Annotated in this window: 21 protein-coding genes and 3 pseudogenes; 10 read left to right on the top strand and 14 right to left on the bottom strand. The window is 69.0% G+C overall.

Annotation, left to right across the window (positions count from 1 at the left end; translation table 11 throughout):
• Positions 1 to 10 precede the first annotated feature (10 nt).
• The 3 genes and pseudogenes from C6A87_RS06800 to C6A87_RS06790 all read right to left on the bottom strand — a co-directional run bounded on the left by C6A87_RS06800 (position 11) and on the right by C6A87_RS06790 (position 2,828).
• Positions 11 to 433: a hypothetical protein gene (locus C6A87_RS06800; protein ID WP_311116550.1), complete on the bottom strand. Its 423-nt coding sequence runs from the start codon at positions 431 to 433 to the stop codon at positions 11 to 13.
• Between the two features lie 160 nt (positions 434 to 593).
• Positions 594 to 1,709, bottom strand: coding sequence for an acyl-CoA desaturase (locus C6A87_RS06795; protein WP_311116549.1), 1,116 nt, complete (start codon positions 1,707 to 1,709; stop codon positions 594 to 596).
• Positions 1,710 to 1,791: 82 nt separating this feature from the next.
• Positions 1,792 to 2,828, bottom strand: a pseudogene (locus C6A87_RS06790) (flavin reductase family protein).
• Between the two features lie 69 nt (positions 2,829 to 2,897).
• On the opposite strand from C6A87_RS06790, the gene C6A87_RS06785 reads away from it, so the two are divergent.
• A complete protein-coding gene (locus C6A87_RS06785) occupies positions 2,898 to 3,572 on the top strand; it encodes a TetR family transcriptional regulator (RefSeq protein ID WP_311116548.1) in 675 nt (224 codons plus the stop codon).
• Between the two features lie 10 nt (positions 3,573 to 3,582).
• Complete coding sequence (locus tag C6A87_RS06780; RefSeq protein WP_311117834.1) at positions 3,583 to 4,362, top strand: enoyl-CoA hydratase-related protein; 780 nt, start codon at positions 3,583 to 3,585, stop codon at positions 4,360 to 4,362.
• A gap of 82 nt (positions 4,363 to 4,444) precedes the next feature.
• Here the strand turns inward: C6A87_RS06780 and C6A87_RS06775 are convergent, their stop codons facing one another.
• From C6A87_RS06775 to C6A87_RS06760, 4 genes are all read right to left on the bottom strand, one after another.
• A complete protein-coding gene (locus tag C6A87_RS06775) occupies positions 4,445 to 5,215 on the bottom strand; it encodes an SDR family oxidoreductase (RefSeq protein WP_311116547.1) in 771 nt (256 codons plus the stop codon).
• 495 nt (positions 5,216 to 5,710) lie between these two features.
• Complete coding sequence (locus tag C6A87_RS06770) at positions 5,711 to 6,571, bottom strand: pseudouridine synthase (RefSeq protein WP_311116546.1); 861 nt, start codon at positions 6,569 to 6,571, stop codon at positions 5,711 to 5,713.
• A complete protein-coding gene (locus tag C6A87_RS06765) occupies positions 6,568 to 8,313 on the bottom strand; it encodes a glycerol-3-phosphate dehydrogenase/oxidase (RefSeq protein ID WP_311116545.1) in 1,746 nt (581 codons plus the stop codon). Before C6A87_RS06765 ends, C6A87_RS06770 begins: the two co-directional genes overlap by 4 nt.
• A gap of 202 nt (positions 8,314 to 8,515) precedes the next feature.
• Positions 8,516 to 9,928, bottom strand: coding sequence for an NAD(P)H-quinone dehydrogenase (locus tag C6A87_RS06760; protein WP_311116544.1), 1,413 nt, complete (start codon positions 9,926 to 9,928; stop codon positions 8,516 to 8,518).
• 92 nt (positions 9,929 to 10,020) lie between these two features.
• On the opposite strand from C6A87_RS06760, the pseudogene C6A87_RS06755 reads away from it, so the two are divergent.
• Positions 10,021 to 10,479: pseudogene (locus C6A87_RS06755) on the top strand (gamma-glutamylcyclotransferase); the annotation flags it as partial.
• Positions 10,480 to 10,501: 22 nt separating this feature from the next.
• Here C6A87_RS06755 and C6A87_RS06750 read toward each other — a convergent pair.
• Positions 10,502 to 11,110: a TetR/AcrR family transcriptional regulator gene (locus C6A87_RS06750; protein WP_311116543.1), complete on the bottom strand. Its 609-nt coding sequence runs from the start codon at positions 11,108 to 11,110 to the stop codon at positions 10,502 to 10,504.
• Between the two features lie 134 nt (positions 11,111 to 11,244).
• On the opposite strand from C6A87_RS06750, the gene C6A87_RS06745 reads away from it, so the two are divergent.
• Both C6A87_RS06745 and C6A87_RS06740 read left to right on the top strand, forming a co-directional pair.
• Positions 11,245 to 11,991 (top strand): SDR family oxidoreductase, encoded by a 747-nt coding sequence (locus C6A87_RS06745; RefSeq protein WP_311116542.1) that lies wholly within the window; start codon positions 11,245 to 11,247, stop codon positions 11,989 to 11,991.
• 119 nt (positions 11,992 to 12,110) lie between these two features.
• Positions 12,111 to 12,722, top strand: a complete 612-nt coding sequence (locus tag C6A87_RS06740; RefSeq protein WP_311116541.1) for an SDR family oxidoreductase — start codon at positions 12,111 to 12,113, stop codon at positions 12,720 to 12,722.
• Here the strand turns inward: C6A87_RS06740 and C6A87_RS06735 are convergent.
• Positions 12,719 to 15,589: an MMPL family transporter gene (locus C6A87_RS06735; protein WP_311116540.1), complete on the bottom strand. Its 2,871-nt coding sequence runs from the start codon at positions 15,587 to 15,589 to the stop codon at positions 12,719 to 12,721. The genes C6A87_RS06740 and C6A87_RS06735 overlap by 4 nt on opposite strands.
• A gap of 280 nt (positions 15,590 to 15,869) precedes the next feature.
• Here C6A87_RS06735 and C6A87_RS06730 point away from each other — a divergent pair, with 280 nt between their 5' ends.
• Complete coding sequence (locus C6A87_RS06730) at positions 15,870 to 16,442, top strand: TetR/AcrR family transcriptional regulator (protein ID WP_311116539.1); 573 nt, start codon at positions 15,870 to 15,872, stop codon at positions 16,440 to 16,442.
• Positions 16,443 to 16,741: 299 nt separating this feature from the next.
• Positions 16,742 to 17,803, top strand: a complete 1,062-nt coding sequence (locus tag C6A87_RS06725) for an IS110 family transposase (RefSeq protein WP_311116538.1) — start codon at positions 16,742 to 16,744, stop codon at positions 17,801 to 17,803.
• 39 nt (positions 17,804 to 17,842) lie between these two features.
• Here the strand turns inward: C6A87_RS06725 and C6A87_RS06720 are convergent, their stop codons facing one another.
• Positions 17,843 to 19,018: a M20 family metallopeptidase gene (locus C6A87_RS06720; protein ID WP_311116537.1), complete on the bottom strand. Its 1,176-nt coding sequence runs from the start codon at positions 19,016 to 19,018 to the stop codon at positions 17,843 to 17,845.
• Positions 19,015 to 20,195: pseudogene (locus tag C6A87_RS06715) on the bottom strand (M20 family metallopeptidase). The gene C6A87_RS06720 and the pseudogene C6A87_RS06715 overlap by 4 nt, the downstream one beginning before the upstream one ends.
• Before the next feature lie 38 nt (positions 20,196 to 20,233).
• On the opposite strand from C6A87_RS06715, the gene C6A87_RS06710 reads away from it, so the two are divergent.
• Positions 20,234 to 21,037 carry a purine-nucleoside phosphorylase gene (locus C6A87_RS06710; protein ID WP_396837074.1) on the top strand — a complete coding sequence of 268 codons (804 nt, stop codon included), beginning with the start codon at positions 20,234 to 20,236 and terminating at the stop codon, positions 21,035 to 21,037.
• Here the strand turns inward: C6A87_RS06710 and C6A87_RS06705 are convergent.
• A complete protein-coding gene (locus tag C6A87_RS06705) occupies positions 20,983 to 22,122 on the bottom strand; it encodes an AbrB family transcriptional regulator (protein WP_311116535.1) in 1,140 nt (379 codons plus the stop codon). The genes C6A87_RS06710 and C6A87_RS06705 overlap by 55 nt on opposite strands.
• Positions 22,123 to 22,210: 88 nt before the next feature.
• Here C6A87_RS06705 and C6A87_RS06700 point away from each other — a divergent pair, with 88 nt between their 5' ends.
• Positions 22,211 to 22,648 (top strand): MarR family transcriptional regulator, encoded by a 438-nt coding sequence (locus C6A87_RS06700; protein WP_311116534.1) that lies wholly within the window; start codon positions 22,211 to 22,213, stop codon positions 22,646 to 22,648.
• 67 nt (positions 22,649 to 22,715) lie between these two features.
• Positions 22,716 to 24,317, top strand: coding sequence for a phospho-sugar mutase (locus tag C6A87_RS06695; protein ID WP_311116533.1), 1,602 nt, complete (start codon positions 22,716 to 22,718; stop codon positions 24,315 to 24,317).
• Here C6A87_RS06695 and C6A87_RS06690 read toward each other — a convergent pair.
• Positions 24,314 to 25,591, bottom strand: a complete 1,278-nt coding sequence (locus C6A87_RS06690) for a helix-turn-helix domain-containing protein (RefSeq protein WP_311116532.1) — start codon at positions 25,589 to 25,591, stop codon at positions 24,314 to 24,316. The genes C6A87_RS06695 and C6A87_RS06690 overlap by 4 nt on opposite strands.
• A 14-nt stretch (positions 25,592 to 25,605) precedes the next feature.
• On the bottom strand, positions 25,606 to 26,160 hold the full coding sequence (locus tag C6A87_RS06685) for a GAF domain-containing protein (protein WP_311116531.1): 555 nt from the start codon (positions 26,158 to 26,160) through the stop codon (positions 25,606 to 25,608).
• Positions 26,161 to 26,184 lie beyond the last annotated feature (24 nt).

Raw genomic sequence — 26,184 nt, 5'->3', positions numbered from 1 at the left:
CGGCGAAGGTTTACACCGTGCAGTCGACGCCGGCGACGTCGCGCGCGATCACGCACGCCGACGGGTTGGACAGCTTCCATGCGCCGTCCTGGTCGACCCAGTAGATGTCGTGGGTCTTGGTGCCGAAGATCGGGATCGTCACCGCGATCTGCGCGTCGAGCCGGTCGCCGTTGAGCACCGGGTTCTGCACCTGCCAGTTGACCATGCCGCCGTAGGTGTTCAGGCGATTGGCGATGTTGTCGGCGGTCGGCACCGCCGCGTCGCCACCGGCCAGCTTCGCCGCGCGCTCACTCGCCGGGGCGCCGGTGTTGAGCACCTGCCGCAGTTCGGCGGTCAGCTGGCCGGCGTCAGGCACCGGTTGGGCCCACGCCACCCCCATGCCGCCCACGGCACCTGCAGCCACCACCGACATCGCCGCCAACGCAGCACGCATAAAGAGCTTCCTTCCGCACAGAGGGTCCGACCTCGCACACCCCACCATGCGGCGGCCCCCGCCACAAGACCTACGTCCCCGAGCTCCCCACGACGAAATTGCATTCCACGCGCCAAATCCCGGGTGAGGACCGCGTGGAATGCAATTTCGGCGCGAAGGTCTAGAAGGGCAGCGCGAACTTCACGATCTTGCGCACCACCGTCGCGAACTGCCGCGGCAGCGGGCCGGTGTTGTAGGGCACGCCGAAGCGCTCACAGATCTCCTGCACCTTGGGTGCGATCTCCGCATGCCGGAACGCCGGGATGTCGGGGAACAGGTGGTGCTCGATCTGGAAGGACAGGTTGCCGGAGAGGATGTGGAACAGCTTGCCCCCCGTCAGGTTCGCCGAGCCGAGCACCTGACGGAAGTACCACTGCCCGCGGGTCTCGGCCTTGGTCTCCTCGATGGAGAACTCCTGCACGTCCTCGGGGAAGTGCCCGCAGAAGATGATCATGTACGACCACACGTTGCGCATCAGGTTCGCGGTCATGTTCCCGGCGAACACCCACGGCGCGAACGGCCCGGCCAGCAGCGGGAACGCCACGTAATCCTTGAGCGTCTGCTGCTTGGTCTTGGCCCAGATGCCGTCCAGGATCTCCCGCTTGTCGGTCAGCGTGATCTCGCCGGCGGCGATCTTCTCGCTCTCCAGCTCGTGCAGCGCCACGCCGTACTGGAACAGCACCATCAGCAGGAACGCATACACCGGGTTGCCCAGGTAGTACGGCCGCCACCGCTGATCGGAGCTCATCCGCAGGATGCCGTAGCCGATGTCACGGTCCAGGCCGACGATGTTGGTGTACGTGTGGTGCATGTAGTTGTGCGAGTGCCGCCACTGGTCGGCCGGGCACGCGGTGTCCCATTCGAAGTTGCGGCTGGAGATCGCCGGGTCGCCCATCCAGTCGTACTGGCCGTGCATGACGTTGTGGCCGATCTCCATGTTGTCGATGATCTTGCTCAGCCCCAGCATCGCGGTGCCGGCCAGCCAGAACGGCGGGAAGATCCCACCGAACAGCAGCGTCCGCCCGCCCACTTCGAGGCCGCGTTGCGCCTTGATCATCCGCCGGATGTAGGTGGCGTCGCGCTCACCGAGGTCAGCGACGACGGCCTCCTTGAGCGCGTCGAGCTCGCGGCCGAACGCCTCGGCCTGCTCCGGGGTCAGGGTGATGGGCGTGCCTGAGACCGTCTTGGTGATGGTCTGCTGCGGCGGGGTGGTCGTGGTGTCCAGAAGGTCAGTCATGGTGCTCCCTCTCGGTGTCGCCGAGATTGCATCCGCGGCGGCCTTTCAGCGAAAAGCAGCGCGTGGAATGCAATTTCGGCGGTTACAGGTTGATGTCGACGTCACCGACGGGTGCGGTGACGCAGAGCTGCACGTCTTCTTCTTCGGCGGTCGAGACCGCCCCGGTGATCACGTTGCGCACCACGCCGCTGGTCTTGCGGCGTGTACAGGAGAAGCAGATGCCCATTCGGCAACCGCTCTCGGGCTGCAGGCCGACTCGGCCTGATCGAGCAGTGGTCGGCCGTCGTCGGTGAGCTCGACGGCGCTGTCGGCGAAAGTGACCCGGCCACCGCTGGCTTCGCCGGTGAACACCGGCGGGACGAAACTCTCCGAGCGCGCGTCCGGATGGACGGCCCGCACCGCGTCGACGAGCGCCGGCGGCCCGCACACGAAGACGGCGTCGGCCTCGAATGCGTGGTCCTCGAAGCGCGGCGGCAGGTCGGATCCGCTGCGGTCACGGGTAAAGCCGTGCCGCACCGTTACATTCGGCATCGCCCGGGCGATGTCGGCGAGCTCTGCGTGATAGCCGGCCTCCTGCATCGAGCGTGCATAGTGGACGAACGTGATTTCCCCGCCGTGCCGCCGGTCTCGCAGTGTGCGCAGCATCGACATCACCGGGGTGATGCCGCTGCCGCCGGAGACGAACAGCAGGCGGCCCGCGTCGCGCGGCAGCGTGAAGTCGCCGCCGACGGAATCCAACCCGACGACCATGCCCGGGCGGGCCTTGTCGCACAGGTATGTGGAGACCAGGCCGCCGTCGTGACGTCCGACGGTCAGCTCGATGAGCGAGTCGCCCTCGGCATTGGCCGGCGAATACGGCCGGGTGCGCCGGCGGCCGTCGATCTCGATTGACAAATTGATGTGCTGACCCGCCCGGAAACCGGTGAAGGCCCGGTTCGGCGCAAGCGTCAGCGTCACACTGCGCGGCGTGCTGCGTCGCACCGCCACCACCCGGGCCCGGGCGTCGCCGCGGGTCCAGGTCGGATCGACCAGCTCGGTGTAGCGGTCCACCCCGTGCGGACCGGTGAGCAGGTCCAATAGGGACGACCGCCGCACCCGGGTCATCGTTTCAGTGAACATATGTACACCGTGCGCGCATTGCTGCGAGTACGTCAAGGGGTTCATGCAGCTTGTGGTAGTTTTCACACAGTGAACAGTCGTACGCCCAGCTCGCGAACGGGACGTTCCAGATCCCGGGAGAAGAGCGGGGAGACCCTGTCGCGCGAGGCACGCAAGGAAGCCACCCGCCGCGCGATCGTCGCCGCGGCACTGCATCTGCTCGCCGAACGCAGCTTCAGCGGACTGAGCCTGCGCGAGGTCACCCGCGAGGCCGGCATCGTGCCCGCGGCGTTCTACCGGCATTTCGAGTCCATGGAAGCCCTCGGCCTCGTGCTGATCGACGAGTCGTTCCGCGCGCTGCGCGAGATGCTGCGCGGCGCGCGCGCAGGCAAGCTCGACCCGAACCGGGTGATCGAGTCCTCGGTGGACATCCTGATCGACGGGGTTCAGCAGCGCCGAGAGCACTGGCGCTTCATCGGTCGCGAACGCTCCACCGGCGTCACCGTGCTGCGGTACGCGATCCGCACCGAAATCCGGTTGATCACTTCGGAATTGGCGATCGACCTGGCCCGCTTCCCGAACCTCAACACGTGGAGCAGCGAGGACCTCAACATCCTGGCCAGCGTGTTCGTCAACTCGATGATCGTGATCGCCGAGTCGCTCGAGGACACCACCGACCCCGCCGGCGTCGCCGAGATCCGCCGGATCGCGATCAAGCAACTGAGGATGATCACTGTCGGCGTGGCGGGCTGGCGAAGCAGTTAACGTGACGGGCATGTCGCCCGTCGTCGAGATCGCCCACCCCCGGCCGGAGATCACTGTTGTGACCCTCAACCGGCCCGACAAGCTCAACGCGCTGTCCTACGAACTGGTCGAGGAACTGCACCGGGCCCTCGACACTCTGGCCGACGACAACACCTGCCGCGTCGTGGTGCTGACGGGCGCGGGGCGCGGCTTCTGCGCCGGCCTCGACCTGAGCGCGCCCAACCCGGAGCAGACCGGCGGCGGCACCGAGTTCCCCCGCTCGGGCATGCGCTGGCAGGAACGCATCGCCGACCTCACCGCCAAGATCCACCGGTTACGGCAGCCGGTGATCGCGGCGGTCAACGGCGTGGCCTACGGCGGCGGGCTCGGCATCGCCGCCGCATGTGACATCCGGGTCGCGGCACCGACGGCGCGGTTCTGCACGCAGTTCATCAAGCTCGGGCTCGGCGGGTGCGACATCGGGGTGAGCTACACGCTGCCGCGCGTCATCGGCGCCGGACCGGCCTTCGACATGATCCTGACCGCCCGCGCGGTCGACGCCGACGAGGCGTTGCGGCTCGGGCTGGTGTCACGGGTGGCCGACCCGGCCCTCGACGAGGCGTTAACCATCGCCGAGACCCTCTGCGGCTACGGCAAATTCGGCCTGGAGTCGACCAAGCAGGTGCTGTGGGCCAACCTGGGGGCCGCCAGCCTGGAGGCCGCGCTGCACCTGGAGAACCGCAGCCAGATCGTCGCGTCGACCAGCGGTGAGATGCGCGAGATGGCCGCCAAGATCCTGCGCAAGTCCTGACCTGCGCCGAAATTGCATTCCACGCGGCCGAAACGCGAAAAAGACCGCGTGGAATGCAATTTCGGCGGAGGAACGAGGCGGGTCAGCGCGGGGTGCCGCCGCCGTCGGCGATGATCACCTGTCCGGTGATGTAACTTCCCGCATCCGAGGTGAGAAGCAAAGCGGGACCGACCATTTCGTCGGCGCTGGCCAGACGGCCCAGCAGCGTGCCGCCGACCATCCCGTCGATGGCCGCCTGCGGGTTCTTGCGCATCATGTCGGTGTCCACCGGTCCGGGCGCCAGCGCGTTGACCCGGATGCCGTGCTGCACGAACTCCGCGGCCATCGACCGGGTGAACGACATCATCGCGGCCTTCATCGACGCATAGATCGACAGCATCGGGGCGAAGATGAACGCGCCGACCGACACCATGTTCAGCACGGCGGCGTGCTCGCTGGCCTTCAGATGCGGCAGCGCTTCCTGCACCAGCAGCACCGGGCCGCGCAGGTTGACCTCGAACGACTTCGTCAGCGCGTCGCCGGTCATCTGCCCGAAGGGCTGCGCCAGCGGGTTCGCGGCATTGTTGACCACCACGTCCAGCCCGCCGAACTCGGCGACCGTGCGTTCGACGAGCGCGCCGAGGTCCTCAACCTCGCCGAGGTGGGTGGGCACCCCGATCGCCGAGCCGCCCAGCTCGCGCAGATGCTGCGCGGCCTTCTCGCAGGCCTCAGCCTTGCGACTGGCCACCACGACGCGGGCACCGGCCAGCACGTAGCCCTCGGCCAGCGCCAGCCCGATCCCGCGGGTACCGCCGGTGACGACGACGGTCCGATCCGTCATGTCGAACAGCCGGTCGAAAGAGGTCCGGTCCATCAGCTCCACCCACCCTCGCCGATGCCCCCGTCAATGTTGTGCGCCGGTGTAATCCACATCACGCGATTGTGACAGCCCCGTCCCAGCCACCCGGAACGAGCCCGGCTCCGGCGCGGGGTGCCCGGCGCGACCGGACAGCCCGCCCGATTTGCCCTCACCGACCGCCTCCGGACGATTTGAATCCATCTACACAGGACGCCGCGGGTCCGCCGTCCGGCACGCTTCCGGTGCCGGGATTGCCGGGAGGCACCTGTCGGCGCGCAAAGTGCCGAACATCCACCTTCGCGGAAACAATGCCTAGTCAGACCCCTGTTGACGATGACGCACAATCCGGGCAGCGAATTATTGACAGATCAAGTACATTTCAGAAGTGTGCGACGCCGGGGCGCCGGGCGACGCACGAGACACGGGAGCGCAGGCCGCTCCGCCGGCGTCTGTGTGCGCTCAGATCGCGATGGAGCGATCTTCGAGGGGAGTCGCGATCTGAGCGCACGCTCACAGGCTCCGCTCGCTGGTGAACCGCCGCCGCAAGCCCGTGATCGGATCCGTGAACTCCAACGTCTGCGCGAGCAGTTTCAGCGGCGTCGAGAAGTCGCCAACCGCCACCTCCAGGACGTCGGGGTAGAGCGGATCCCCGTCGATCGGCAGCCCGAGCGAGTTCATGTGCACCCGCAGCTGGTGGGTGCGTCCGGTCCTGGGCGTGAGCCGATAACGACCGTCGCCGAGAAACTCCACCACCGTCTCGGCGTTCGGCTCCCCCGGCTCCTCCACGGCCTGCAGCAGACCCCGGCGCTTGACGATCCGGCTGCGTGCCGTCACCGGGAACTCGCGCCCGGTGGTCGGCGCCGACGATCGCGCGAGATAGGTCTTGGTCACCTCCCCGCGCGCGAACATCGTCTGGTACGCCCCACGGACCGTGCGCCGGGTGGTGAACACCAGCACCCCGGCGGTCAACCGGTCCAGCCGGTGCGCGGGGCTGAGTTCGGGCACGTCGAGCTCGCGGCGCAGCCGCACCAGCGCGGTCTCGGCGACGTGGCTGCCGCGCGGCATCGTGGACAGGAAGTGCGGCTTGTCGACGACGACGACGTTCTCGTCCCGGTACACGATCGGCATGTCGAACGGCACCGGCACCTCGTCGGGGAGGTCGCGGTACAGGTAGACCACCGAATTGGGTTGCAGCACAGTGCCCGCGCCCACGACCTCACCGTCGGCGGTGAACACCTCGCCGTCGAGCACCTTCTGCGCGGCGGCCTCACCGAACCGGTCGGCGAACTCCACCAGCACCGCACCGCCACGCAACCGCACCCGCGCAGGGCCGAGCCCGTCGCGCACCGGAAGCGGTGCGGGCCGCCTCAATTGAGCGGCACCGGCTCGAGGATCTCCGCACGCGCCTCCGGGGCGGCCACGCGCAACGCGTCGGCGGACTCGTCGTCGGGCTGGGTCTGCGACAGCACCTCGGCCTCGACGCGGGCCAGGTAGGTCCCGACTTCGCGGTCGACGTCCTCGGCACTCCAACCCAGCACGGGCGCAACCACTTCGGCGACCTCACGGGCACAGTCCACACCCCGGTGCGGGTACTCGATGGAGATCCGCATCCGCCGCGCGAGAATGTCCTCCAGGTGCAGCGCGCCCTCCGCGACCGCGGCGTACGCGGCCTCCACCTTCAGGTACACCGGCGCCTCGGTGATCGGCTCGAGCAGTTCCGGCCTGCTGTCTGCCAGCGAGAGCACCTCTCCGATCAGCGAGCCGTACCGGTCCAACAGATGCCGCACCCGGTACGGATGCAGGCCGTAATACGCACCGACACTTTGGGTTTGGTTGACCATCGCGAAGTAACCGTCGGCCCCCAGCAGCGGCACCTTCTCGGTGATCGACGTCGCCACCCGGGTCGGGACGAACTCCGCGGCCGCGTCGATCGCGTCCTGACCCATCACCCGGTAGGTGGTGTACTTGCCGCCGGCGATGGCCACCAGGCCGGGAGCCGGCACCGCGACCGCGTGCTCGCGGGACAGCTTCGAGGTCTCCTCGCTCTCCCCGGCCAGCAGTGGGCGCAACCCGGCATACACGCCGTCGATGTCGTCGTGGCTCAGCGGGGTGGCGAGCACCTTGTTGACGTGGCCCAGGATGTAGTCGATGTCGGCCTTCGTCGCGGCGGGGTGCGCGAGGTCGAGGTTCCAGTCGGTGTCGGTGGTGCCGATGATCCAGTGCGTGCCCCACGGGATCACGAACAGCACCGACTTCTCGGTGCGCAGGATGATCGCGACCTCGCTGACGATCCGGTCGCGCGGCACCACGATGTGCACGCCCTTGGACGCCCGCACCCGAAACCGGCCTCGCTGCTTGGACAGAGCCTGGATCTCGTCGGTCCACACCCCGGTCGCGTTGACGACCACATGGCCGCGCACCTCGGTGACCGAACCGTCTTCGGAGTCGCGCACCCGCACACCGGTGACCCGATCGCCTTCCCGCAGCATCGCCACCACCTGCGTCGAGGTGCGCACCACCGCGCCGTAGTGCGCCGCAGTGCGCGCGACCGTCATCGTGTGCCTGGCGTCGTCGACGACGGTGTCGTAGTACCGGATTCCGCCGATCAGCGAGCTGCGCTTGAGCCCGGGACACAGCCGCAGCGCCCCCGCCCGGGTCAGATGTTTCTGCGGCGGAACCGATTTCGCGCCGCCGAGCTGGTCGTAGAGGAAGATCCCGGCCGCGATGTAGGGCCGCTCCCACCCCCGGTTGGTCAGCGGGAACAGGAACGGCAGCGGTTTGACCAGATGCGGGGCCAGCGTCGTCAGCGACAGCTCGCGTTCGTGCAGTGCCTCGCGCACCAGCCCGAACTCCAGCTGCTCCAAATACCGCAGGCCGCCGTGGAACATCTTGCTGCTGCGGCTGGACGTGCCCGAGGCGAAGTCGCGGGCCTCGACCAGCGCGACCTTCAGGCCTCGGGTGGCCGCATCCAGCGCGGCGCCGGCGCCGACGATGCCGCCGCCGATGACGATCACATCGAACTGTTCGCTGCCGAGCCGGTCCCAGGCGCCCTCCCGCTGCCGCGGGCTCAGAAACGTCTGGCCGTTGCCTGGAGCGGGGATCGGGTCAGTCACGTCGACCGGCTCCTCGTTACTCGTCAGTACGGATGGTCGACTCCCAGGCTAGCCGGACGACGATCAAGCGGCGAGGAACGAGCCGCGTTGTGGGGGTACCTCCCGCTTGCGGGGGAGAGTTCGGTCATCAAATTGAGCCGGACGACGATCAAGCGGCGAGGAACGAGCCGCGTTAAGGAGTCGGCAATCGGGTTCAGCCGCATCAGTCCAGATCGTCGTGCGCCATCAGCCGACGGGCGGCCTCCACGATCGATCCCGACAGCGACGGATACACCGACAGCGTCTGCGCCAGGTCGGTCACCGAGATGCGGTTCTGCACGGCCAGCGCGATCGGCAGGATCAGCTCCGAGGCGATCGGGGCCACCACGACCCCGCCGATCACCACACCGGTGGCCTGGCAGAAGATCTTCACGAAGCCGTGTCGCAGCAGCGACATCTTCGCGCGGGCGTTGGTGCTCAGCGGCAGCACCAGCGTGCGGGCCGGCACGCTGCCGTCGTCGATCGCCGACTGCGGGATGCCGACCGCAGCGATCTCGGGCCGGGTGAACGTCGCCGACGCGACCGTACGCAGCCGGATCGGTGAGACGCCCTCCCCCAGCGCGTGGTACATCGCGATGCGGCCCTGCATGGCGGCCACCGAGGCCAGCGGCAGCAGACCGGTGCAGTCCCCCGCGGCGTAGACCCCGGTGGCCGGGGTGCGCGACACCCGGTCGACGGGGATGTAGCCGCCGGGTTTGAGTTCGATGCCGACGCGCTCCAGACCCAGGTGCTCGGTGTTCGGCACGGAGCCGACCGTCATCAGCGCGTGGCTGCCCTCGACGACGCGGCCGTCGGCGATCGCGACCCGGACACCGGTGTCGGTGCGGGTGACCGAGTCGGCGCGGGCGTTCTTGACCAGCGTCACACCGCGCTCGTTGAACACCTCTTCCAGCACGGCCGCCGCGTCGGAGTCCTCGTGCGGCAGGATCTGGTCGCGGCTGGCCACCACGGTCACCCGCACGCCGAGTTCGGTGTAGGCGTTGCAGAACTCCGCGCCCGTGACCCCGGAGCCGACGATGATCAGGTGGCTGGGCAGTTCGGTCAGGTCGTAGACCTGGCGCCAGGTCAGGATCCGCTCGCCGTCGGGCACCGCGTTGGGCAGCACCCGCGGGCTGGCGCCGGTGGCGATCAGCACGACGTCGGCCTTGAGCACGCCGACCTTGCCGTCGTTGGTGGTGACCTTCACCCGGTGGTGGGCCATGCCGGCGATGTCGTCGACGAGCTCGCCGCGGCCGCCGATGATGGTGACGCCCTGGTTGAGGAGTTGACTGCCGATGTCGGCCGACTGCGACGCGGCCAGTGTCTTGACGCGGTTGTTGATCAGCGGCAGCGAGATCTTCGCGTCCTCGATGCCGATGTCATAGCCCAGCCCCTCGGCGCGGCGCAGCTCGGTGCGCACGCCGGTCGCGGCGATCAGCGTCTTGGACGGCACGCAGTCATAGAGCACGCACGCCCCGCCGAGGCCGTCCTGGTCGATCACCGTCACCTGGGTGACGTCGCGGCCCCGGGCGGCCGCCACCAGAGCCGCCTCGTATCCCGCTGGCCCTCCGCCGATGATCACGATGCGCGTTACCACGGTTCAAACCTAGGCCACGGAGGTAGCCGTGGCGTGGACAGCTCGGCCGTCCAGGTCCCGCCGGAAGCCGTCGGTACGTCTAAGCTTCTCGCGTGCCGATCTACGCCGCCTACGGATCGAATATGCATCCGGACCAGATGCTGCAGCGGGCGCCGCACTCCCCGATGGCCGGGACGGGCTGGTTGCACGGGTGGCGGCTGACGTTCGGCGGCGCGGACATTACGTGGGAGGGCGCGCTGGCCACCATCGTCGAGGATCCGACGTCGAAGGTGTTCGTCGTGCTCTACGACGTGACCAAGGAGGACGAGGAGAACCTCGACCGCTGGGAGGGTTCCGAACTCGGCTTCCACAAGAAGATCCGGTGCCGGGTGGACCGCACTTCCGGGTTCTCCTCGGACACCGCACTGGAACCGGTGCTGGCGTGGCTGTATGTGCTCGACGCGTGGGAGGGCGGCATCCCGTCGGCTCGCTATCTCGGCGTGATGGCCGATGCAGCCGAAATCGCCGGTGCGCCACCGGAGTACGTGCACGACTTGCGGACCCGGCCGGCAACGTGGGCCCCGGGGCCTAGCGTCAGAGCAGCGGCCAGTGCCGCAGCGCCATGTCGGCCAGCCGCTGTAGTTCTCGGCGCCCGACGCCGTTGGTGGCCTGGACCGCGATCCCGTTCGCCACGGTCATCACATAGCGGGCCAGCAGCCCCGCATCGGCCTCCGGGGGTAGGTCACCGTCCTTGACCGCCCGGCGGAACCGCTCGCGCAGGTGTGACACCGTCTCTTCGCGGCACTCGATCAGCGCGTCGCGCGCCGGTTGCCCGGCCGTCCCCGCCGCCAGTGAGCCCTGTACGACCAGACATCCTGCGGGACCGTCGGGACGTGTGGTGGTGCGCACCGCACCTCGCAGGAACGCCTCGGCCACCCCACGCGCGGTCGGCTCCGCCAGCGCGGCGGTGAGATAGCCGCCCGGCCCGGCGAGGTATCGGCGCACGGCCGCCTGGAACAGCTCCTCTTTGTTGCCGAACGCCGCGTACATGCTGGTGCGGGTGATGCCCATGGCTTCGGTCAGATCGGTCAGCGAGGCACCTTCGAAGCCACGTTCCCAGAACACCAGCATGGCCCGGTCCAGAGCCTCGTCGGTGTCGAAGCTTCTGGGTCGGCCGATCGAAGACGTTCTCGGCGATCCCATTTGGCGGCGATCCTACCCCTTCTGCACCGATCGGTAGGGAACCGGATCGCACCCCCTCAGCAATTAAGTACCGATCGGTCCAGAAGTGCTACGTTAATTGTGCACCGATCGGTACAAAAGAATGGAGTCATCGCATGGGAACACTCGAGGGCAAGACCGCGGTCGTCACCGGCGGCAGCAGCGGCATCGGACTGGCTGCGGCACAACGACTCGCCGACGAAGGCGCCCACGTCTTCATCACCGGCCGGCAACAGGCGGCACTGGATGCGGCCGCCGCGCAGATCGGCTCCGCGGCCACCCCGGTGGTGGGCGACATCGCGAGTGCCGCCGATCTCGATCGGCTCTACGACGCTGTCCGGGAGCGCGGCCAGGGCCTCGACGTGCTGTTCGCCAACGCCGGCCTGGCGGTCATCGGGCCGCTGACCCACGCCACCGAGCAGGACTACGAGCAGAATTTCGACATCAATGTGCGCGGAACATGGCTCACGGTGCAGAAGGCGGTGCCGCTGCTCAACGACGGCGCGGCCGTGATCGTGAACTCGTCCATCCGCGCCGACGACGGTTGGCCGAACTTCGGCCTCTACTCGGCGTCCAAGGCCGCCGTGCGCTCGCTCGTGCGCAGCTGGGCCAACGAACTCAAGGACCGGGGCATTCGGGTGAACGCGGTCTCGCCGGGCTCGATCGACACCCCGGCGCCCGACAAGGCCGTCGGGCCGGAAGACGCGGCGGGGTTCAAGGCGGAGATGGCCAAGGGCGTGCCGATCGGACGGCTGGGACGTCCCCAGGAAGTGGCAGGCGCCGTGGCGTTCCTGGCGTCGGCCGACAGCAGCTTCATCTACGGCGCGAACATCGACATCGACGGCGGTGAGCACCAGTTCTGACCACCGCGTGATCGGCGGCGGTCCACCAATCGCCTTACGGTGACCTTATTGTTCCCTTAACTTTCTTAGATTGCGTGTAGGGTGACTCGAAAGCGGCCGTCGCTACGGAAGGAACCCTCATGCTGCAGTCCCCTGAGCGGATCATCCTGGTCACCGGCGCATCGAACGGCGTCGGCGCCGACGTGGCCCGGCGCGTCGCCGGGCCCGACACCCACGTCGTCGTCCACCACGGCGGAAAGTCCGGGCGCGCCGAGGACGTCGCCCGGGCGATCCGGGCCGCAGGCGGACACGCGTCGACGATCGCCGCCGACGTCCACGACGAGTTCGCCGTCGCGGCGATGATCGACACCGTCCGGGCCCGCTTCGGCCGACTGGACGTGCTGATCCTCGCCGGGTCCGGCGGCCTGGTCGACGGCGGCGCGGCACGGCGGCTCGCGAGAACGGCGATGCCGCTGATGCCGGCCAGCGCCCGGATCGTGTTCGTCACCAGCCACCAGGCCCACTTCTACCCGCACAAGGCAGTGCCGAAGGGCTACGCCGGGATCGCGGCGAGCCAGCGGGCCGGCGAGACCGCGCTCTACGGCATGCGGTCGGAGTTCGCGCACGCCGGCATCGGCTTCACCGTGGTCTCCGCGGAGATGACCGACGACACCGTGATGGTGCCCGCCGTCGCCGCCGCCGCGACCACCGCGCAGCCGTCCGGCATCGTCTACGTGGGCAGCGCCGGCTAGCTTTCGGTCTGGGCGGGCCGTGCCGCCGCGGCGGGCCACGGCGAGGGCACCGGCCGGTACCGGATCTTCTGCGGCCACCAGAACCACCGGCCCAGCAGCGCCGCGATCGACGGCGTCATGAACGACCGGATCACCAGCGTGTCGAAGATCAGGCCCATGCCGATCGTCGTGCCGACCTGGCCGATGATCGTCAGGTCGCTGACCGCCATGGTCATCATGGTCAGCGCGAAGACCATGCCCGCCGCGGTGACCACCGACCCGCTGCCGCCCATCGTCCGGATCAGGCCGGTCTGCAGACCCGCGTGGACCTCTTCCTTGAGTCGGGCCACCACCAGCAGGTTGTAGTCCGCACCCACGGCCAGCAGGATGATCACCGCCATCGGCAGCACCATCCAGTGCAGTTCGATGCCGATGATGTGCTGCCAGACCAGCACCGACAAGCCGAACGACGCCCCCAGGGACAGCACCACCGTGCCGACGATCACCGCCGCGGCGATGACCGCCCTGGTCAGGATCAGCATGATGATGAAGATCAGGCAGATGGCGGCGATCCCGGCGATCAGCAGGTCGTACTTGGTGCCGTCGGCCATGTCTTTGAACGTCGCCGCGGTACCGCCGAGGTAGATCTTCGACCCCTCCAGCGGGGTGCCCTTGACGGCCTCCTTGGCCGCGACCTTCAACCCGTCGATCTTCTCGATGCCGTCGGGCGACAGCGGGTCACCCTCGTGGGCGATGATGAAGCGCACCGCCTTGCCGTCGGGTGAGATGAACTGCTCGATGCCGCTCTGGAAGTCGGCGTTGTCGAAGGCCTCAGGGGGCAGGTAGAACGAGTCGGCGTTCCAGGCGTCGTTGAACGCGTCGCCCATCGCGCCGGCATCGACCTGCATCTCGGCGCCGGCCTCCAGCTGCGAGTTCTGCGTCTGATACTGCGTGAGCATGTTGATGCGCTGCGACTTCATCGACTCGATCTGCGACGGCAGCAGCGCGATCAGTTCGGGCATGATCGCGGCCATCCGCTCAAGGTCCGGGACCAGGTCCTGGACGTTGTCGGTCAGCAGGTTGGTGCCGTCGATCAGGTCGAACAGCGACCGCATCGAGTGACAGACCGGGATGTTGTAGCAGTGCGGTTCCCAGTAGAAGTAGTTACGGATCGGCCGGATGAAGTCGTCCAGGTCGGCGATGTGGTCCCGCAGCTCGGTGATGTCGACCGCCATGGTCTTCGTCTTGGTCACCATGCTGTTGGTGATCTCCGACATCTGCGTCATGAGGCTCTGCATCTTCTCCATCGTGTTGATGGTGGTTTGCAGCGACTCCGCCTGGACGAGCATGTCGTCCATCCGGTCCAGCATGTACTTCTCGTTGAGCTGCTGGGTGGTGCTCTGGCGGCTCATGGCGTACGGGATCGTGGTGCTCTTGATCGGTTTGCCGTCGGGACGGGTGATGGTCTGCACCCGGCCGATGCCCTCGACGGCGAACAGCGCCTTGGCGATCTTCTCGATGACGATGAAGTCGGCCGGGTTGCGCAGGTCGTGGTCGGTCTCGATCATCAGCACCTCGGGATTGAGGCGCGCCGGGGAGAAGTGCCGCTCGGCCGCGGCGTAACCGATGTTGGACTGGATGTCATCGGGCAGGTAATTGCGGTCGTTGTAGCTGGTCTGATAGCCGGGCAGGGCCAGCAGGCCGATCAGGGAGACCGCGACGCTGGCCACCAGGATCGCGGCAGGCCAGCGCACGGTCATCGCGCCGATCTTGCGCCAGGTGCGCACCTTCATGGCGCGCTTGGGTTCCAGCAGCCCGAACTTGCTCGCGATCGTCACCACCGCGGGCCCGAACGTCATCGCCACCGCGATCAGCACCAGCATGCCCAGGGCCAGCGGCACGCCGAGGCTCTGGAAGTACGGCAACCGGGTGAAGCTCAGGCAGAACGTGGCCCCGGCGATCGTCAGGCCGGAGCCGACGATCACGTGCGCGGTGCCGCCGAACATCGTGTAGTACGCCGACTCCGTGCTCTCCCCGGCCGACCTCGCCTCCTGATAGCGGCCGATCAGGAAGATCGCGTAGTCCACCGCGATCGCGATGGCCAGCGTCACCAGCAGGCTGGTCGCGAACGTCGACAGCCCGATGATGTCGTGGAAGCCGAGGAACGCCACCGCGCCACGCACGGTCATCAGGCTCAGCCCGACCATCACCAGGATCAGCAGCGTGGTGACGATCGAGCGGAAGAACAGCACCAGCATGATCGTGATGACCAGGAAGGTCAGCGCCTCGACCATCCGCATGCTGCTGTGGCCGGCCTCCTCCTGTTCGGAGGCCAGCGCCGACGCGCCGGTGACGTAGGCCTGCACCCCTGCCGGCGGCTGGCTCTCGGCCACCAGCTCCTGCACTGCGCGCACCGACTCGTTGGCCAGCGCCTCGCCCTGGTTGCCCGCGAGATAGACCTGGAAATAGGTGGATTTGCCGTCCGCGCTCTGGGCGCCTGCCGCGGTCAGCGGGTCGCTCCAGAGGTCCTGGACGTGCTCGACGTGTTTGGTATCGGCTTCCAGCGCGCTGATCAGGTCCGCGTAGTAGCTGCGGGTGTCGTCGCCGAGAGTCTCCTGCCCCTCCAGCACGATCATCACCGAGCTGTTGGACTCGTACTCCTGGAACACCTTGCCGATGTGTTCCATCGAGATGACCGCGGGCGCGTCGTCGGGGCTCATCGACACCGACCGCTGCTTGCCGACCTCTTCGAGCTGCGGCACCGAGATGTTCAGGAACGCGGCGAGCGCGACCCAGATGAGGATGATCGGGATCGAGGAGGCACGGATGAACCGGGCGATGCCGTAGAAGTGGGGACGGGCCTGATTCTCTTCGCGCAAGCGGCTCATCGGGCCTGATTCTCTTCGCGCAAGCGGCTCATCGGGCCTGATTCTCTTCGCGCAAGCGGCTCATCGGTACCCGTCCACGCGCGACTCCTCCAGAAGAGTTAATCGAAAGTCGTTACGGCGCAGCCGCCTTCGACAGGGAGTGTGCAAACTAACAAGTTACACTAACCAACTGGCTAACTTCAGACAAGCCGATAGGCTAACCAGTGGTCTGAGGCGGGATCGAGCGGCAAAGTGATCTGGGATACAGTCGCCCAGATTCGCGGGTGCACGAGGGGGAACGATGGCCAAGCCGGTTGCGACCCGGGGTTTCGCCCGCGAGCGGGTGCTCGAGGCCGCCCTGGAACTGTTCGCCGACTACGGCGTCAGCGGCACCTCGCTACAGATGATCGCCGACCGGCTCGGGGTGACCAAGGCCGCCGTCTACTACCAGTTCCACTCCAAAGACGACATCACGCTGGCCGTGGTCCGACCGGTCTTCGACGACATCGAGCATCTGCTGCGGATCGCCGAGACGCTGCCGACCGCCGCGACCCGGCGCAACGTCGCAGCCGCCGGCATGGTCGAACTGATCATCCGGCACCGCCGCATCTCCAGCGTGTTCTACGGCGACCCGACCGTGCACCGGCTGCTCGAAGACAACGACGAGTTCCGCCGGATCGGCGACCGGCTCGCCGTAGCGCTGCTCGGCCCTGACCCGGACACCGCCACCCGGGTGGCGATCTCGATGCTCATCGCCGGCGTCCACGGCTGTGTCACCGACCCGACGATCGCCGACCTCGACGACGCCGAACTCCAGCAGGTGCTGTTGGCGCTGACCAAAACGTTCCTCGACGTGTGCGTGCCGATCGCCTGACTGAGCGTGCGCATCGCACGGCGCGAGCGTGCGCAAACTTCCCGAATTGCTCGGCGTGGCGCCCGCAGACACTCAGTGTGAGGGTGGACGGTGCCGCTGTGCGGTGGTTGGGTCTTCTCACCTGGTGTCTGGCTCCTGCAGACACTGCCTTCGTGGCGTTCGTGCGTTGTGCCGACATTAGGTGGGAAGGACCGACCGGCAAATGACCTGATAGGAGCGTGGCACCGCCCCCACTGAGATATGTCCTGCCGGCAGCCCGACCTTCACCCTCATCCCTCTGATGAAAGAAGGCACCGTCCATGGTGGTCGTTGGAACCGATGTACACAAGCGCACTCACACCTTCGTCGCCGTTGATGCGGTCGGGCGCAAACTCGCTGAAAAGGTCGTACCTGCCACGACGGGCGGGCACCTCAAGGCGTTGGCGTGGGCGCGCCAAGAGTTCGGCAACGACCTGCTGTGGGGTATCGAGGACTGCCGCAATCTGTCGGCGCGTTTGGAACGTGATCTGCTTACCGCCGGTCAGTCGGTGGTACGGGTCGCCCCCAAACTCATGTCGCAAAGCCGCGCCTCGGCACGAACCCGCGGCAAGTCCGATCCGATCGATGCGTTGGCGGTCGCGCAGGCGGTGCTGCGGCCCGATCTGCCGATCGCCGCCCATGACGCGATCTCGCGTGAACTGAAGTTGTTGACTGATCGCCGTGAAGACCTTGTCTGCCAGCGCACTTCGACGATCAACCGCCTTCGGCAGCGGGTTCATGAGCTCGATCCCGCTGCCGAACCCAAGCCTGCATCGCTGCACCGCGCCAATCCCTGCGCCGTGTTGAGCGCGTGGCTGGACACTCAATCGGGAGTGCTGGCCGAGCTGGCCCGCGATGAGCTCGCCGACGTGATGCGCCTGACCGAGGCCATCGACGCGTTGGCTGCCCGTATCGGTGAGCGCGTCCGCGAGGTAGCCCCATCCCTGCTGGCACTGCCTGGCTGCGGTGAGCTCACCGCGGCCAAAATCGTCGGCGAGACCGCGACCATCAGCCGGTTCCGCAGCGAGGCCGCGTACGCCCGCCACACCGGGACCGCCCCGATCCCGGTCTGGTCCGGAAACACCGCGGGCCGGGTCCGGCTCAACCGCTCAGGCAATCGTCAACTCAACGCCGCGCTGCATCGCATCGCCATCACACAGATCCGACTGACCGACAGTGCCGGACAGCGTTACTACCGCAACCGTCTCGCCGACGGCAAAGCCACCAAGGAAGCCCTGCGCTGCCTCAAACGCCACCTCGCCCGCACCGTCTACCGCCGCCTACACGCTGACGAGCACCCCCGAGAAAGCCACCCCAAACGCGACACACCAGCCGCCGCTTGACATAGGAGCAATGCACGCTCGGCGGAATGGGGCTTACGGCTACAGCGCGGCCGCGCTCTGCTCGACGAGGTTGACCATCAGTCGCACACCGACACCGAGCGCGCGCTCGTCGAGGTCGAACGTGGGCTGGTGCAGATCCAGCTGCGGGCCGCGCCCACTCCACACCCCCAGCCGCGCCATCGCGCCGGGCACCTCCTCCAGATACCAGGAGAAGTCCTCGCCGCCGCCGGACTGCTTGGTGTCGGCCAGCACGCCGGGCCCGATCTCCTCGATCGCGTGGGTCATGATCCGGGTGGAGATCTCCTCGTTGACCACCGGGGGCACACCCCGGCGGTACTGCAGCACGTGCTCGACGCCCAGCGGCGCCAGCAGCGACGAGATCGTCTCCTGCACGATGCCTTCGAGCGTCAACCAGGTCTCGCGGCTGGCCGTGCGGATGGTTCCGGTCAGCGTGCCGGTCTGCGGGATCGCGTTCGCGGCCATCCCGGCGTGCACCGCGCCCCACACCATCACCGTGCTGTTGCGCGGATCGATGCGCCGCGACAGCACCCCCGGCACCCCGGTGATCAGCGTGCCCAGCGCATAGACCAGATCGCCGGTCAGATGCGGGCGCGAGGTGTGCCCGCCCGGCGAGTGCAGCGTCACCTCGATGTGGTCGGCCGCCGAGGTGATCGGCCCCGGCTTCACCGCGACCCGGCCCACCGGCAGGTGCGGATCGCAGTGCAACGCGAAGATCCGCGACACCCCGGTCAGCGCGCCCGCGGCGATGGCGTCGAGCGCACCGCCGGGCATCAACTCCTCGGCGGCCTGGAAGATCAGCCGCACCCCCACCGAAAGCTCGGTCTCCGAGGCCATCGCCATCGCCGCGCCGAGCAGCACCGCGGTGTGCCCGTCGTGCCCGCAGGCGTGCGCGACGTTCGGCACCTCCGACGCGAACGGCAGACCGGTGCGCTCGGCCATCGGCAACGCGTCCATGTCCGCGCGCAGCGCCACCCGCGGTGCGTCGTCGGGACCGAAGTCGCACGTCAGCCCCGTCCCGCCGGGCAGCACCTTCGGGTTGAGGCCGGCGTCGGCCAGCAGCGAGGCCACGAACTGCGTCGTCTTGAATTCCTGGCGCCCGAGCTCCGGGTGGCGGTGCAGGTGCCGTCGCCACCCGATCAGGTCGTCGTGGTGCTCGCTGAGCCAACGCGCAGCCGCATGCTTCAACACACTCATGCCGCGCGCCTCCGCCGGTGCTCCAGCACCCGGTCCCGTTCGGTGTCGGATTCGGCCAGCGCGACCACGGTGCGCGCCAGCATGATCGCGCCCTCGATCACCGCGGTGTCGGCACTGGCGTTCACCGCCGCGGCGGCGAACTCGGGCTGGTGGATCGACGCGCCGCCGGCGTCGACACCGACGACGGGATGGATGCCGGGCATCACCTGGGTCACGTTGCCCATGTCCGTGCTGCCCAGCGGCACCGACGCCTCCAGCTCCGCGGGCACCGGGGTGCGGCCCACGCGCGTCATCTCGCCGCGGAACGTCTCGGCCATCCAGGGGTCGGGGGTCAGCTCGGCGTAGGCCGCGCGGTCTCGGCGACCAGATGCTCGCAACCGGTGGCCAGCGCGCCCGCGGCGAAGCAGCCGGCCATCCGGACTTCCAACGCGCGCAACGACTCCGAGTCGGTCGCGCGCATCGTGTAGCGCATCTCGGCGTGCCCGGGGATGACGTTGGAGGCCTGGCCGCCGTCGGTGACGATGCCGTGCACCATCTGGCCGGGCGCGAGCTGCTGGCGCAGCAACCCGATAGCCACCTGGGCCACGGTGACGGCGTCGGCGGCGTTGACGCCCAGGTACGGGGCGACTGCGGCGTGCGCCTCGCGACCGGTGTACCCGATCGTCATCTCCGAGAGCGCCAGCGACCGTGCCGCGGCGATGTCGACGGGGCCGGGGTGCAGCATCACCGCCGCGGCGATGTCGTCGAACACCCCCGCCCGCAGCATCAGCGCCTTGCCGCCGCCGAGCTCCTCGGCCGGGGTGCCCAGCAGCACGACCGTCAGGCCGAGCAGGTCGGCGACCTCGGCCAGCGCCAGCGCGGTGCCGACGGCCGAGGCCGCGATGATGTTGTGCCCGCAGGCGTGCCCGAGTTCGGGCAGCGCGTCGTACTCGGCGCAGACGCCGATGACCAGCGGCCCGCTGCCGTACACGGCGCGGAACGCGGTCTCCAGGCCTGCGACGCCCGCGGTGATCTCGAAGCCGCGCTCGGCCACCAGCGCCTGGGTCTTGGCGCAGCTGCGGTGCTCGGCGAACGCCAGTTCGGGTTCGGCGTGGATCGCGTGGGACAGCTCGACCAGGTCACCGCGGCGACGCCGGACCACGTCTTCGACGCAGGTCGACGCGGGAGCGGTGGGCATGCTGGCAAGTATCTCACTGCACAAACACCCCAACTAAGCTGCGGTCTGTGGAAGACCCTGCGGCATCGGCCGAACGTGCGGCCGACGCGCTGCGCACACGCACCGGTAGCGGCGTCCACGACGTCGCCGTGGTGCTCGGTTCCGGGTGGGCGCCGGCCGCGGCGCAGCTCGGGGATCCGACCGCCGCGGTGCCGATGGCCGAGCTGCCCGGGTTCACCCCGCCCAGCGCGCAGGGCCACGGCGGCCAGGTGCTGTCGCTGCGGGTCGGCGCGCACCGCGTGCTGGTGCTGCTCGGCCGCATCCACGCCTACGAAGGGCACGACCTGCGCCATGTGGTGCATCCGGTGCGCACCGCGTGCGCGGCCGGCGTGCACACCGTGGTGCTGACCAACGCCGCGGGCGGGCTGCGCAACGACTTCTCCGTCGGCCAGCCCGTGCTGATCAGCGACCACCTGAACCTGACCGCGCGCTCCCCACTGGTGGGCGCGCAGTTCGTGGACCTGGTCGACGCGTACTCGCCGCGGCTGCGCGCGCTGGCCCGCGAGATCGAGCCGGACCTGGCCGACGGCGTGTACGCCGGGCTGCCCGGCCCGCACTACGAGACGCCGGCCGAGATCCGGATGCTGCGCACATTGGGCGCGGACCTGGTCGGCATGTCGACGGTGCACGAGACCATCGCGGCGCGGGCCGCCGGTGCGGACGTGCTGGGCATCTCGCTGGTGACGAACCTGGCGGCGGGCATGACGGGTCAGCCGCTGAGCCACGACGAGGTGCTGGAGGCGGGCCGTCAGTCGGCCACCCGGATGGGATCCCTGCTCTCGTCGGTGATCTCCCGGCTCTGATCGCGGTTGCGGCCGAACCGGCGGGTCGCCCACAACACCCCGTGCGCCAGCAACGGCGCCGCGAAAAGCATCAGCAGGATGCGCAACACCTGCGCGGCGACGACGAACGTGACGTTGGAGCCGGTCTCCACCGCCGTGGCCAGCACCGCGTACACCCCGCCGGGACTGGTCGCCAGATATCCCTCCAGCGGGGTCAGCCCGGCGACGCGGGCCAGCAGCACCCCCAGCCCGGCGGTCGCGACCCCGAGGAACACGATCAGCGCCACCGCGGCGGGCAGCAGCCGACCGATCTCGCGCAGCGACTCCCGGGTGAACGCCAGCCCTGCCTGCCAGCCGATCAGCATGTAGCCGGCCTGCACCAGCAGCACCGGCACCGTCAGCCCGAACGACAGCCCGCTGACCTCGAGCGCGACCGTCAACGCCAGCGGACCCAGCAGGCCCGCGCCCGGCAACCGGATCAACCGGCCCCCGGTGGCCCCGACCAGCACCAATGCCGTCATCATCGCGACGCTCAGATACCAGGGCGCCGAGTCGGTGCGGGCGGCTTCGACCACACTGTGGGAGCGGTCGGCGTGATAGATAAGGGTGACCACGACCGGCATCGACGCGGTGACCAGCGCGACCCGCAGGTACTGCACGACCGCCACCACGCGGTCGTCGCCGCCGAGCTCGCGCGCGATCGCGACCAGACCGGACGCGCCGCCGGCGACCAGCGCCAGTGAGCCGGTCAGTGGCGTCACGTCGCGGCGCAGTCCGAGCAGCGCACCGGCGATCACACTGAGCACCAGCGTGCCGAGCACGACGGCGAGCACGATCGCCCAGTCGTCCTTCAGCGCGGGCAGCGCGTCCTGCTGGACCATCGTGCCGATGTAGACACCGAGCACGCCCTGGGCCGCGACGCCGAGTCTGCGCGGGACCGCTGTGGGACCTCGGGACCACAACGCCACCGCGATCCCGACCACCAGTGCCGCGAACAGCGCCGCCGACGGCACCCCCACCAGGGTCAGCGGAACGGTCACCGCGACGGTGAGCGCAAGAAGCAGCGCCCAGCCCGGGATTTGTCGCCAGAATGCCCACGTCGTCATTGATGCCAAGTATCCTCTTGCCATAACACGATCTCAACTAGGGGTGATGACCTGTGACACACAGCAATTACCAAGGTTTAGCTTGGCGATGAATCGGGAGTCAGAGCGGGCGTTCTCGGCCGCGACCGAACTGCGGGAATCGCTGATGGCGGTGGCACGGCAGCTGCGCCGGCATCGCCCGGACAACGGCCTGACCCTGAGCCAGATGCAGCTGCTCGGCGAGATCAGCCGCGCCGGCGTGACCACCCCTGCCGAGCTCGGCATCCGGATGCACGTCCGCGTGCAATCGCTGACCGACTCGCTCAACGAGTTGGAGTCGCGGGGGCTGGTCGCGCGCCGGCCCGACGAGAACGACCGCCGCCGCCAGCTGGTCGAGATCACCGCCGACGGCGTCACGCTGCTGGAGGCCGACCGCGCCGAGCGCGACGCCTGGCTGCACCAGACGATGCGCGACAGCCTGTCCGAGCTGGAGTTCGACCTGCTGATGCTGGTGGCGCCGGTCCTGCGCAAGCTCGCGGAGAGGTGAATCCGGCGCGTTAGGCGACACCTGTGGCACGTTTGCGCGCCCGATCCGCCTCTGGTGGGGTGATGGGGTGACCCCGTCCTTGCGCACCGCCGTGCAGGAATGGCTCTCCCACGACCCCGATCCCGGTGCGGCCGAGGAGCTGGCCGCATGCGGTCCCGACGAACTCGCCGCGCGCTTCGACGGGTCCCTGACGTTCGGCACCGCGGGCCTGCGCGGGCCGCTGCGCGCCGGCCCCAACGGCATGAATCTGGCCGTGGTGCTGCGCGCGACATGGGCGGTGGCCCGGGTGCTGGCCGACCGCGGACTGGGCGGCGCGCCGGTGGTGGTCGGCTACGACGCCCGCCACCGCTCGTCCGAGTTCGGCCGGGCCGCCGCCGAAGTGTTTTCCGCACAGGGATTTTCCGTGACGCTGATGCCGTTCCCGGTGCCCACGCCCGCGGTGGCATTCGCGGTGCGCGACACCGGCGCCGCAGCCGGGGTGCAGATCACCGCGTCCCACAACCCGCCGAGCGACAACGGCTACAAGGTGTACTTCGCCGGCGGCCTGCAGATCGTCTCCCCCACCGACCGCGACATCGAGCACGCCATCTCCTCCGCTCCGCCGGCCGACGAGATCCCCCGCCGCGCCGTCGACGCGTCGGGCACCGAGCTGTTGCGGGCGTACGTCGAACGCACCGCCACCGTGCGGCACACCGCCGGCACCGCCCGGATCGCACTGACCCCGATGCACGGCGTGGGCGGCGAATTCGCCCTCGACGCACTGGCACTGGCCGGATTCGACGACGTGCACGTCGTCGAATCCCAGTTCGCGCCGGACCCCGACTTCCCGACGGTGGCGTTCCCGAATCCCGAGGAACCGGGCGCCGCAGCGCTGTTGACCGCACTGGCCGACGAGGTCGGCGCCGACCTCGCGATCGCACTCGATCCCGACGCCGACCGGTGCGCAATCGGCGTGCCCACCCCGGACGGCTGGCGGATGCTCTCCGGCGACGAGACCGGTTGGCTGTTCGGCGAATACCTGCTCACCGGCCGTGACAACTCCGCCACCGTGGTGGCCAGCACCGTGGTGTCGTCGCGGATGCTGGCCGCCATCGCCGCCGAGCACGGGGCGCGCCATGTGGAGACGCTGACCGGGTTCAAGTGGCTGGCGCGCGCCGACGAAGGCCTGGACGCGACGCTGGTGTACGCCTACGAGGAGGCCATCGGGCACTGCGTGGACCCTGACGCGGTGCGGGACAAGGACGGGATCAGCGCCGCGGTGCTTGCGGCCGATCTGGTGGTGGCACTGCGGGATCGCGGCCTGAGCGTGCTCGACGCGCTCGACGAACTGGCCCGCCGGCACGGCGTGCACAGTACCGTCGCGGTGACCCGCCGGGTCGACTCGGCGCAGCAGGCCGCGGCGCTGATGGCGCGGCTGCGCGCCGCCCCACCGGAGGCGGTGGCCGGGTTCGCGGTCACTGCAGCCGATCTCGCGCCGCGCACCGACGCGCTGGTGTTCACCGGCGGCGACGACATGACATCGGTGCGGGTGGTGATCCGCCCGTCCGGCACCGAACCGAAAGTCAAGTGCTACATCGAGATCCGGTGTTCCGGAGAGTTGGACGCCGCCCGGGCACGGGCGGCGCGGGTGCAGAACGCCGTGGCCGTCGCGGTGCGGGACTGGGCTTAGCCGGCCTCGTCGGGTTCGTTGCCCGGGTGCGTACGCCGCGGCTCCCCAGCCCGGGACTGGTGCACCTTCAGCGCCAGCTGCAACGGGAACCATTCCGAGGGTTCCAGCACGTCGACGCCGCTGAGATTGGCCGCCCGCGTCAGGCGCTGGTTGAGGGTGTTGCGGTGCACGTAGAGTTCCCGGCTGGCGGCGCTCTGACTGCGATAGTGCAGGAACACCGACAGCGTCTCCAACAGCTCGGTGCCCTTGACCCTGTCGTACTCGGCGATGCGGGTGATCGCGGTGGCGTAGCGGTCGCGGATCGAGTCCGCCCCCGACACCCGCATCAGCAGCAGATGGTGCCCGACGTCGTCGAGGGTGAAGACCCCGTTCGGATTGTCCAGGCCGCTGCCGATCGCCATCGCCTCACGCGCCTCGGCGAGGGCGCCGCTGAGCTCGGCGGTCGCCGAGACAGGCGCCGACACACCGAAAGTGACCGCACGTCCGGCAGACCGGAGCCGGGAACACACTTCCAGCAGCGGCATCCGTAGCGCGTCGATCGACTGGTCGTCGCCCTGCCACGGCACCACCGCCACGGTCTGATGCGGTGTCGACGCGTACAGCGTGCCTGCGGGCAGCACCGACCCCTTGGCCAGCAGATCCCCGAGCGCGACGCTGACCGCGCCGGTCTCACCGCGCGGCATCGACAGCGCCGACACGCTGCCGACCACGAACACGTGGCGTTCGGCGGTGTCGATCCCGACCGCCGCTGCGCGGCGCCGCAACTCTTCGGGCCCCAGCCGTCCCGCGGAAAGATCGCGCAGGAACCAGTTCAGCCGGTTGCGCGAGGCCAGTTCGTCGGTCAGCACCGCCAGCCTGATCGCAACCGCGCCCTGATGCGCCACCGCCGCAACCAGCGCGGTCTCCCCGGCGGTGAACCGCTGCGGGCGCAGGCGCGCGCAGGTCAGCACACCGAATTCCTCCGCGCCGACCCGGACCGCCGCACTCGTCACCGCACCGGCGACGCCGTCGAGCGCACGGTTGACCAGTTGCGAAGCGACCCGCCAGTCGGTGACCCCGTGCCGGACGTCCTTGTCGATGGTCAGCAGTTCGTGCCGCAGCACCTCAAGCTCTGACCGGCCGGACCCGGCCGCGGCACCGACCTTCATGTGCATCCGGTCCGCACCCGACGGGTCCGTCCCGACCATGACCGCGACGTCGACGTCGGCCGCCGCGGTGAGGAACGCGACCGCGTGGTCCAGCGTGGGACCCGTCGGGGTGCCCGACGCGACCATCGAGGCCAGCTCGGTCAGCCGTCGGCCACCACGACCAACCGGCTGCCGGTCTGCCGCTCCCTGGCCGTGCCGAACACCGGCGCGACCAGCGCCGCCATCCGCTCGACGAAGGCCACCTCACCCGGATCGAATTGGTGACCGGTGGTGGCCCACACCGTGATACAGCCGAGCGGCTCCTCCTGCGGGGACACGATCGGCACCGAGAAGATCGCGCCCCAACGCTCCTCCCCGATACCGGGGTAGGGCAGGAACCGGGGATCTCCGGCGGGCTCGCCGGCCACGAGATAACTCTGCTTGGTCGCGGCCACCCACCCGGTGACGCCGTCCCCGTAGGCGACTCGCAGGACACCGACATGCTCGGCGGCCGGGCTCTCGGTGGCGCCGGTCAACACCAGTTCCTTGGCCGCGGTGTCGTAGACGTAGGAGTACACGTCCCGGTTCCCGCGGCCCGCCTGGATCGCGTCCGCCACGCCCTGCGCGACGACCGTGACGTCGGTCGTCGACCCGAGCACCCGGGCCAGGTGTTGCACGCCCCGCAACTCCACCTGGGCCAGCGGTTCATCGGGCATGGCCCATCGTAGGTCGCCGGCAGC

Source organism: Mycobacterium sp. ITM-2016-00317, assembly GCF_002968295.1.
GTDB lineage: Bacteria > Actinomycetota > Actinomycetes > Mycobacteriales > Mycobacteriaceae > Mycobacterium.
This window is presented reverse-complemented; position numbering and strand designations above follow the sequence as displayed.

Excerpts from the sequence above, each read along its gene's own strand:
- C6A87_RS06800 (WP_311116550.1), bottom strand. The coding sequence starts at position 433 with ATGCGTGCTGCGTTGGCGGCGATGTCGGTGGTGGCTGCAGGTGCCGTG.
- C6A87_RS06795 (WP_311116549.1), bottom strand. The coding sequence starts at position 1,709 with ATGACTGACCTTCTGGACACCACGACCACCCCGCCGCAGCAGACCATC.
- C6A87_RS06780 (WP_311117834.1), top strand. The coding sequence starts at position 3,583 with ATGTCGCCCGTCGTCGAGATCGCCCACCCCCGGCCGGAGATCACTGTT.
- C6A87_RS06775 (WP_311116547.1), bottom strand. The coding sequence starts at position 5,215 with ATGGACCGGACCTCTTTCGACCGGCTGTTCGACATGACGGATCGGACC.
- C6A87_RS06750 (WP_311116543.1), bottom strand. The coding sequence starts at position 11,110 with ATGGGATCGCCGAGAACGTCTTCGATCGGCCGACCCAGAAGCTTCGAC.
- C6A87_RS06745 (WP_311116542.1), top strand. The coding sequence starts at position 11,245 with ATGGGAACACTCGAGGGCAAGACCGCGGTCGTCACCGGCGGCAGCAGC.
- C6A87_RS06740 (WP_311116541.1), top strand. The coding sequence starts at position 12,111 with ATGCTGCAGTCCCCTGAGCGGATCATCCTGGTCACCGGCGCATCGAAC.
- C6A87_RS06735 (WP_311116540.1), bottom strand. The coding sequence starts at position 15,589 with ATGAGCCGCTTGCGCGAAGAGAATCAGGCCCGTCCCCACTTCTACGGC.
- C6A87_RS06730 (WP_311116539.1), top strand. The coding sequence starts at position 15,870 with ATGGCCAAGCCGGTTGCGACCCGGGGTTTCGCCCGCGAGCGGGTGCTC.
- C6A87_RS06725 (WP_311116538.1), top strand. The coding sequence starts at position 16,742 with ATGGTGGTCGTTGGAACCGATGTACACAAGCGCACTCACACCTTCGTC.
- C6A87_RS06720 (WP_311116537.1), bottom strand. The coding sequence starts at position 19,018 with ATGAGTGTGTTGAAGCATGCGGCTGCGCGTTGGCTCAGCGAGCACCAC.
- C6A87_RS06705 (WP_311116535.1), bottom strand. The coding sequence starts at position 22,122 with ATGACGACGTGGGCATTCTGGCGACAAATCCCGGGCTGGGCGCTGCTT.
- C6A87_RS06700 (WP_311116534.1), top strand. The coding sequence starts at position 22,211 with ATGAATCGGGAGTCAGAGCGGGCGTTCTCGGCCGCGACCGAACTGCGG.
- C6A87_RS06690 (WP_311116532.1), bottom strand. The coding sequence starts at position 25,591 with ATGGTCGCGTCGGGCACCCCGACGGGTCCCACGCTGGACCACGCGGTC.
- C6A87_RS06685 (WP_311116531.1), bottom strand. The coding sequence starts at position 26,160 with ATGCCCGATGAACCGCTGGCCCAGGTGGAGTTGCGGGGCGTGCAACAC.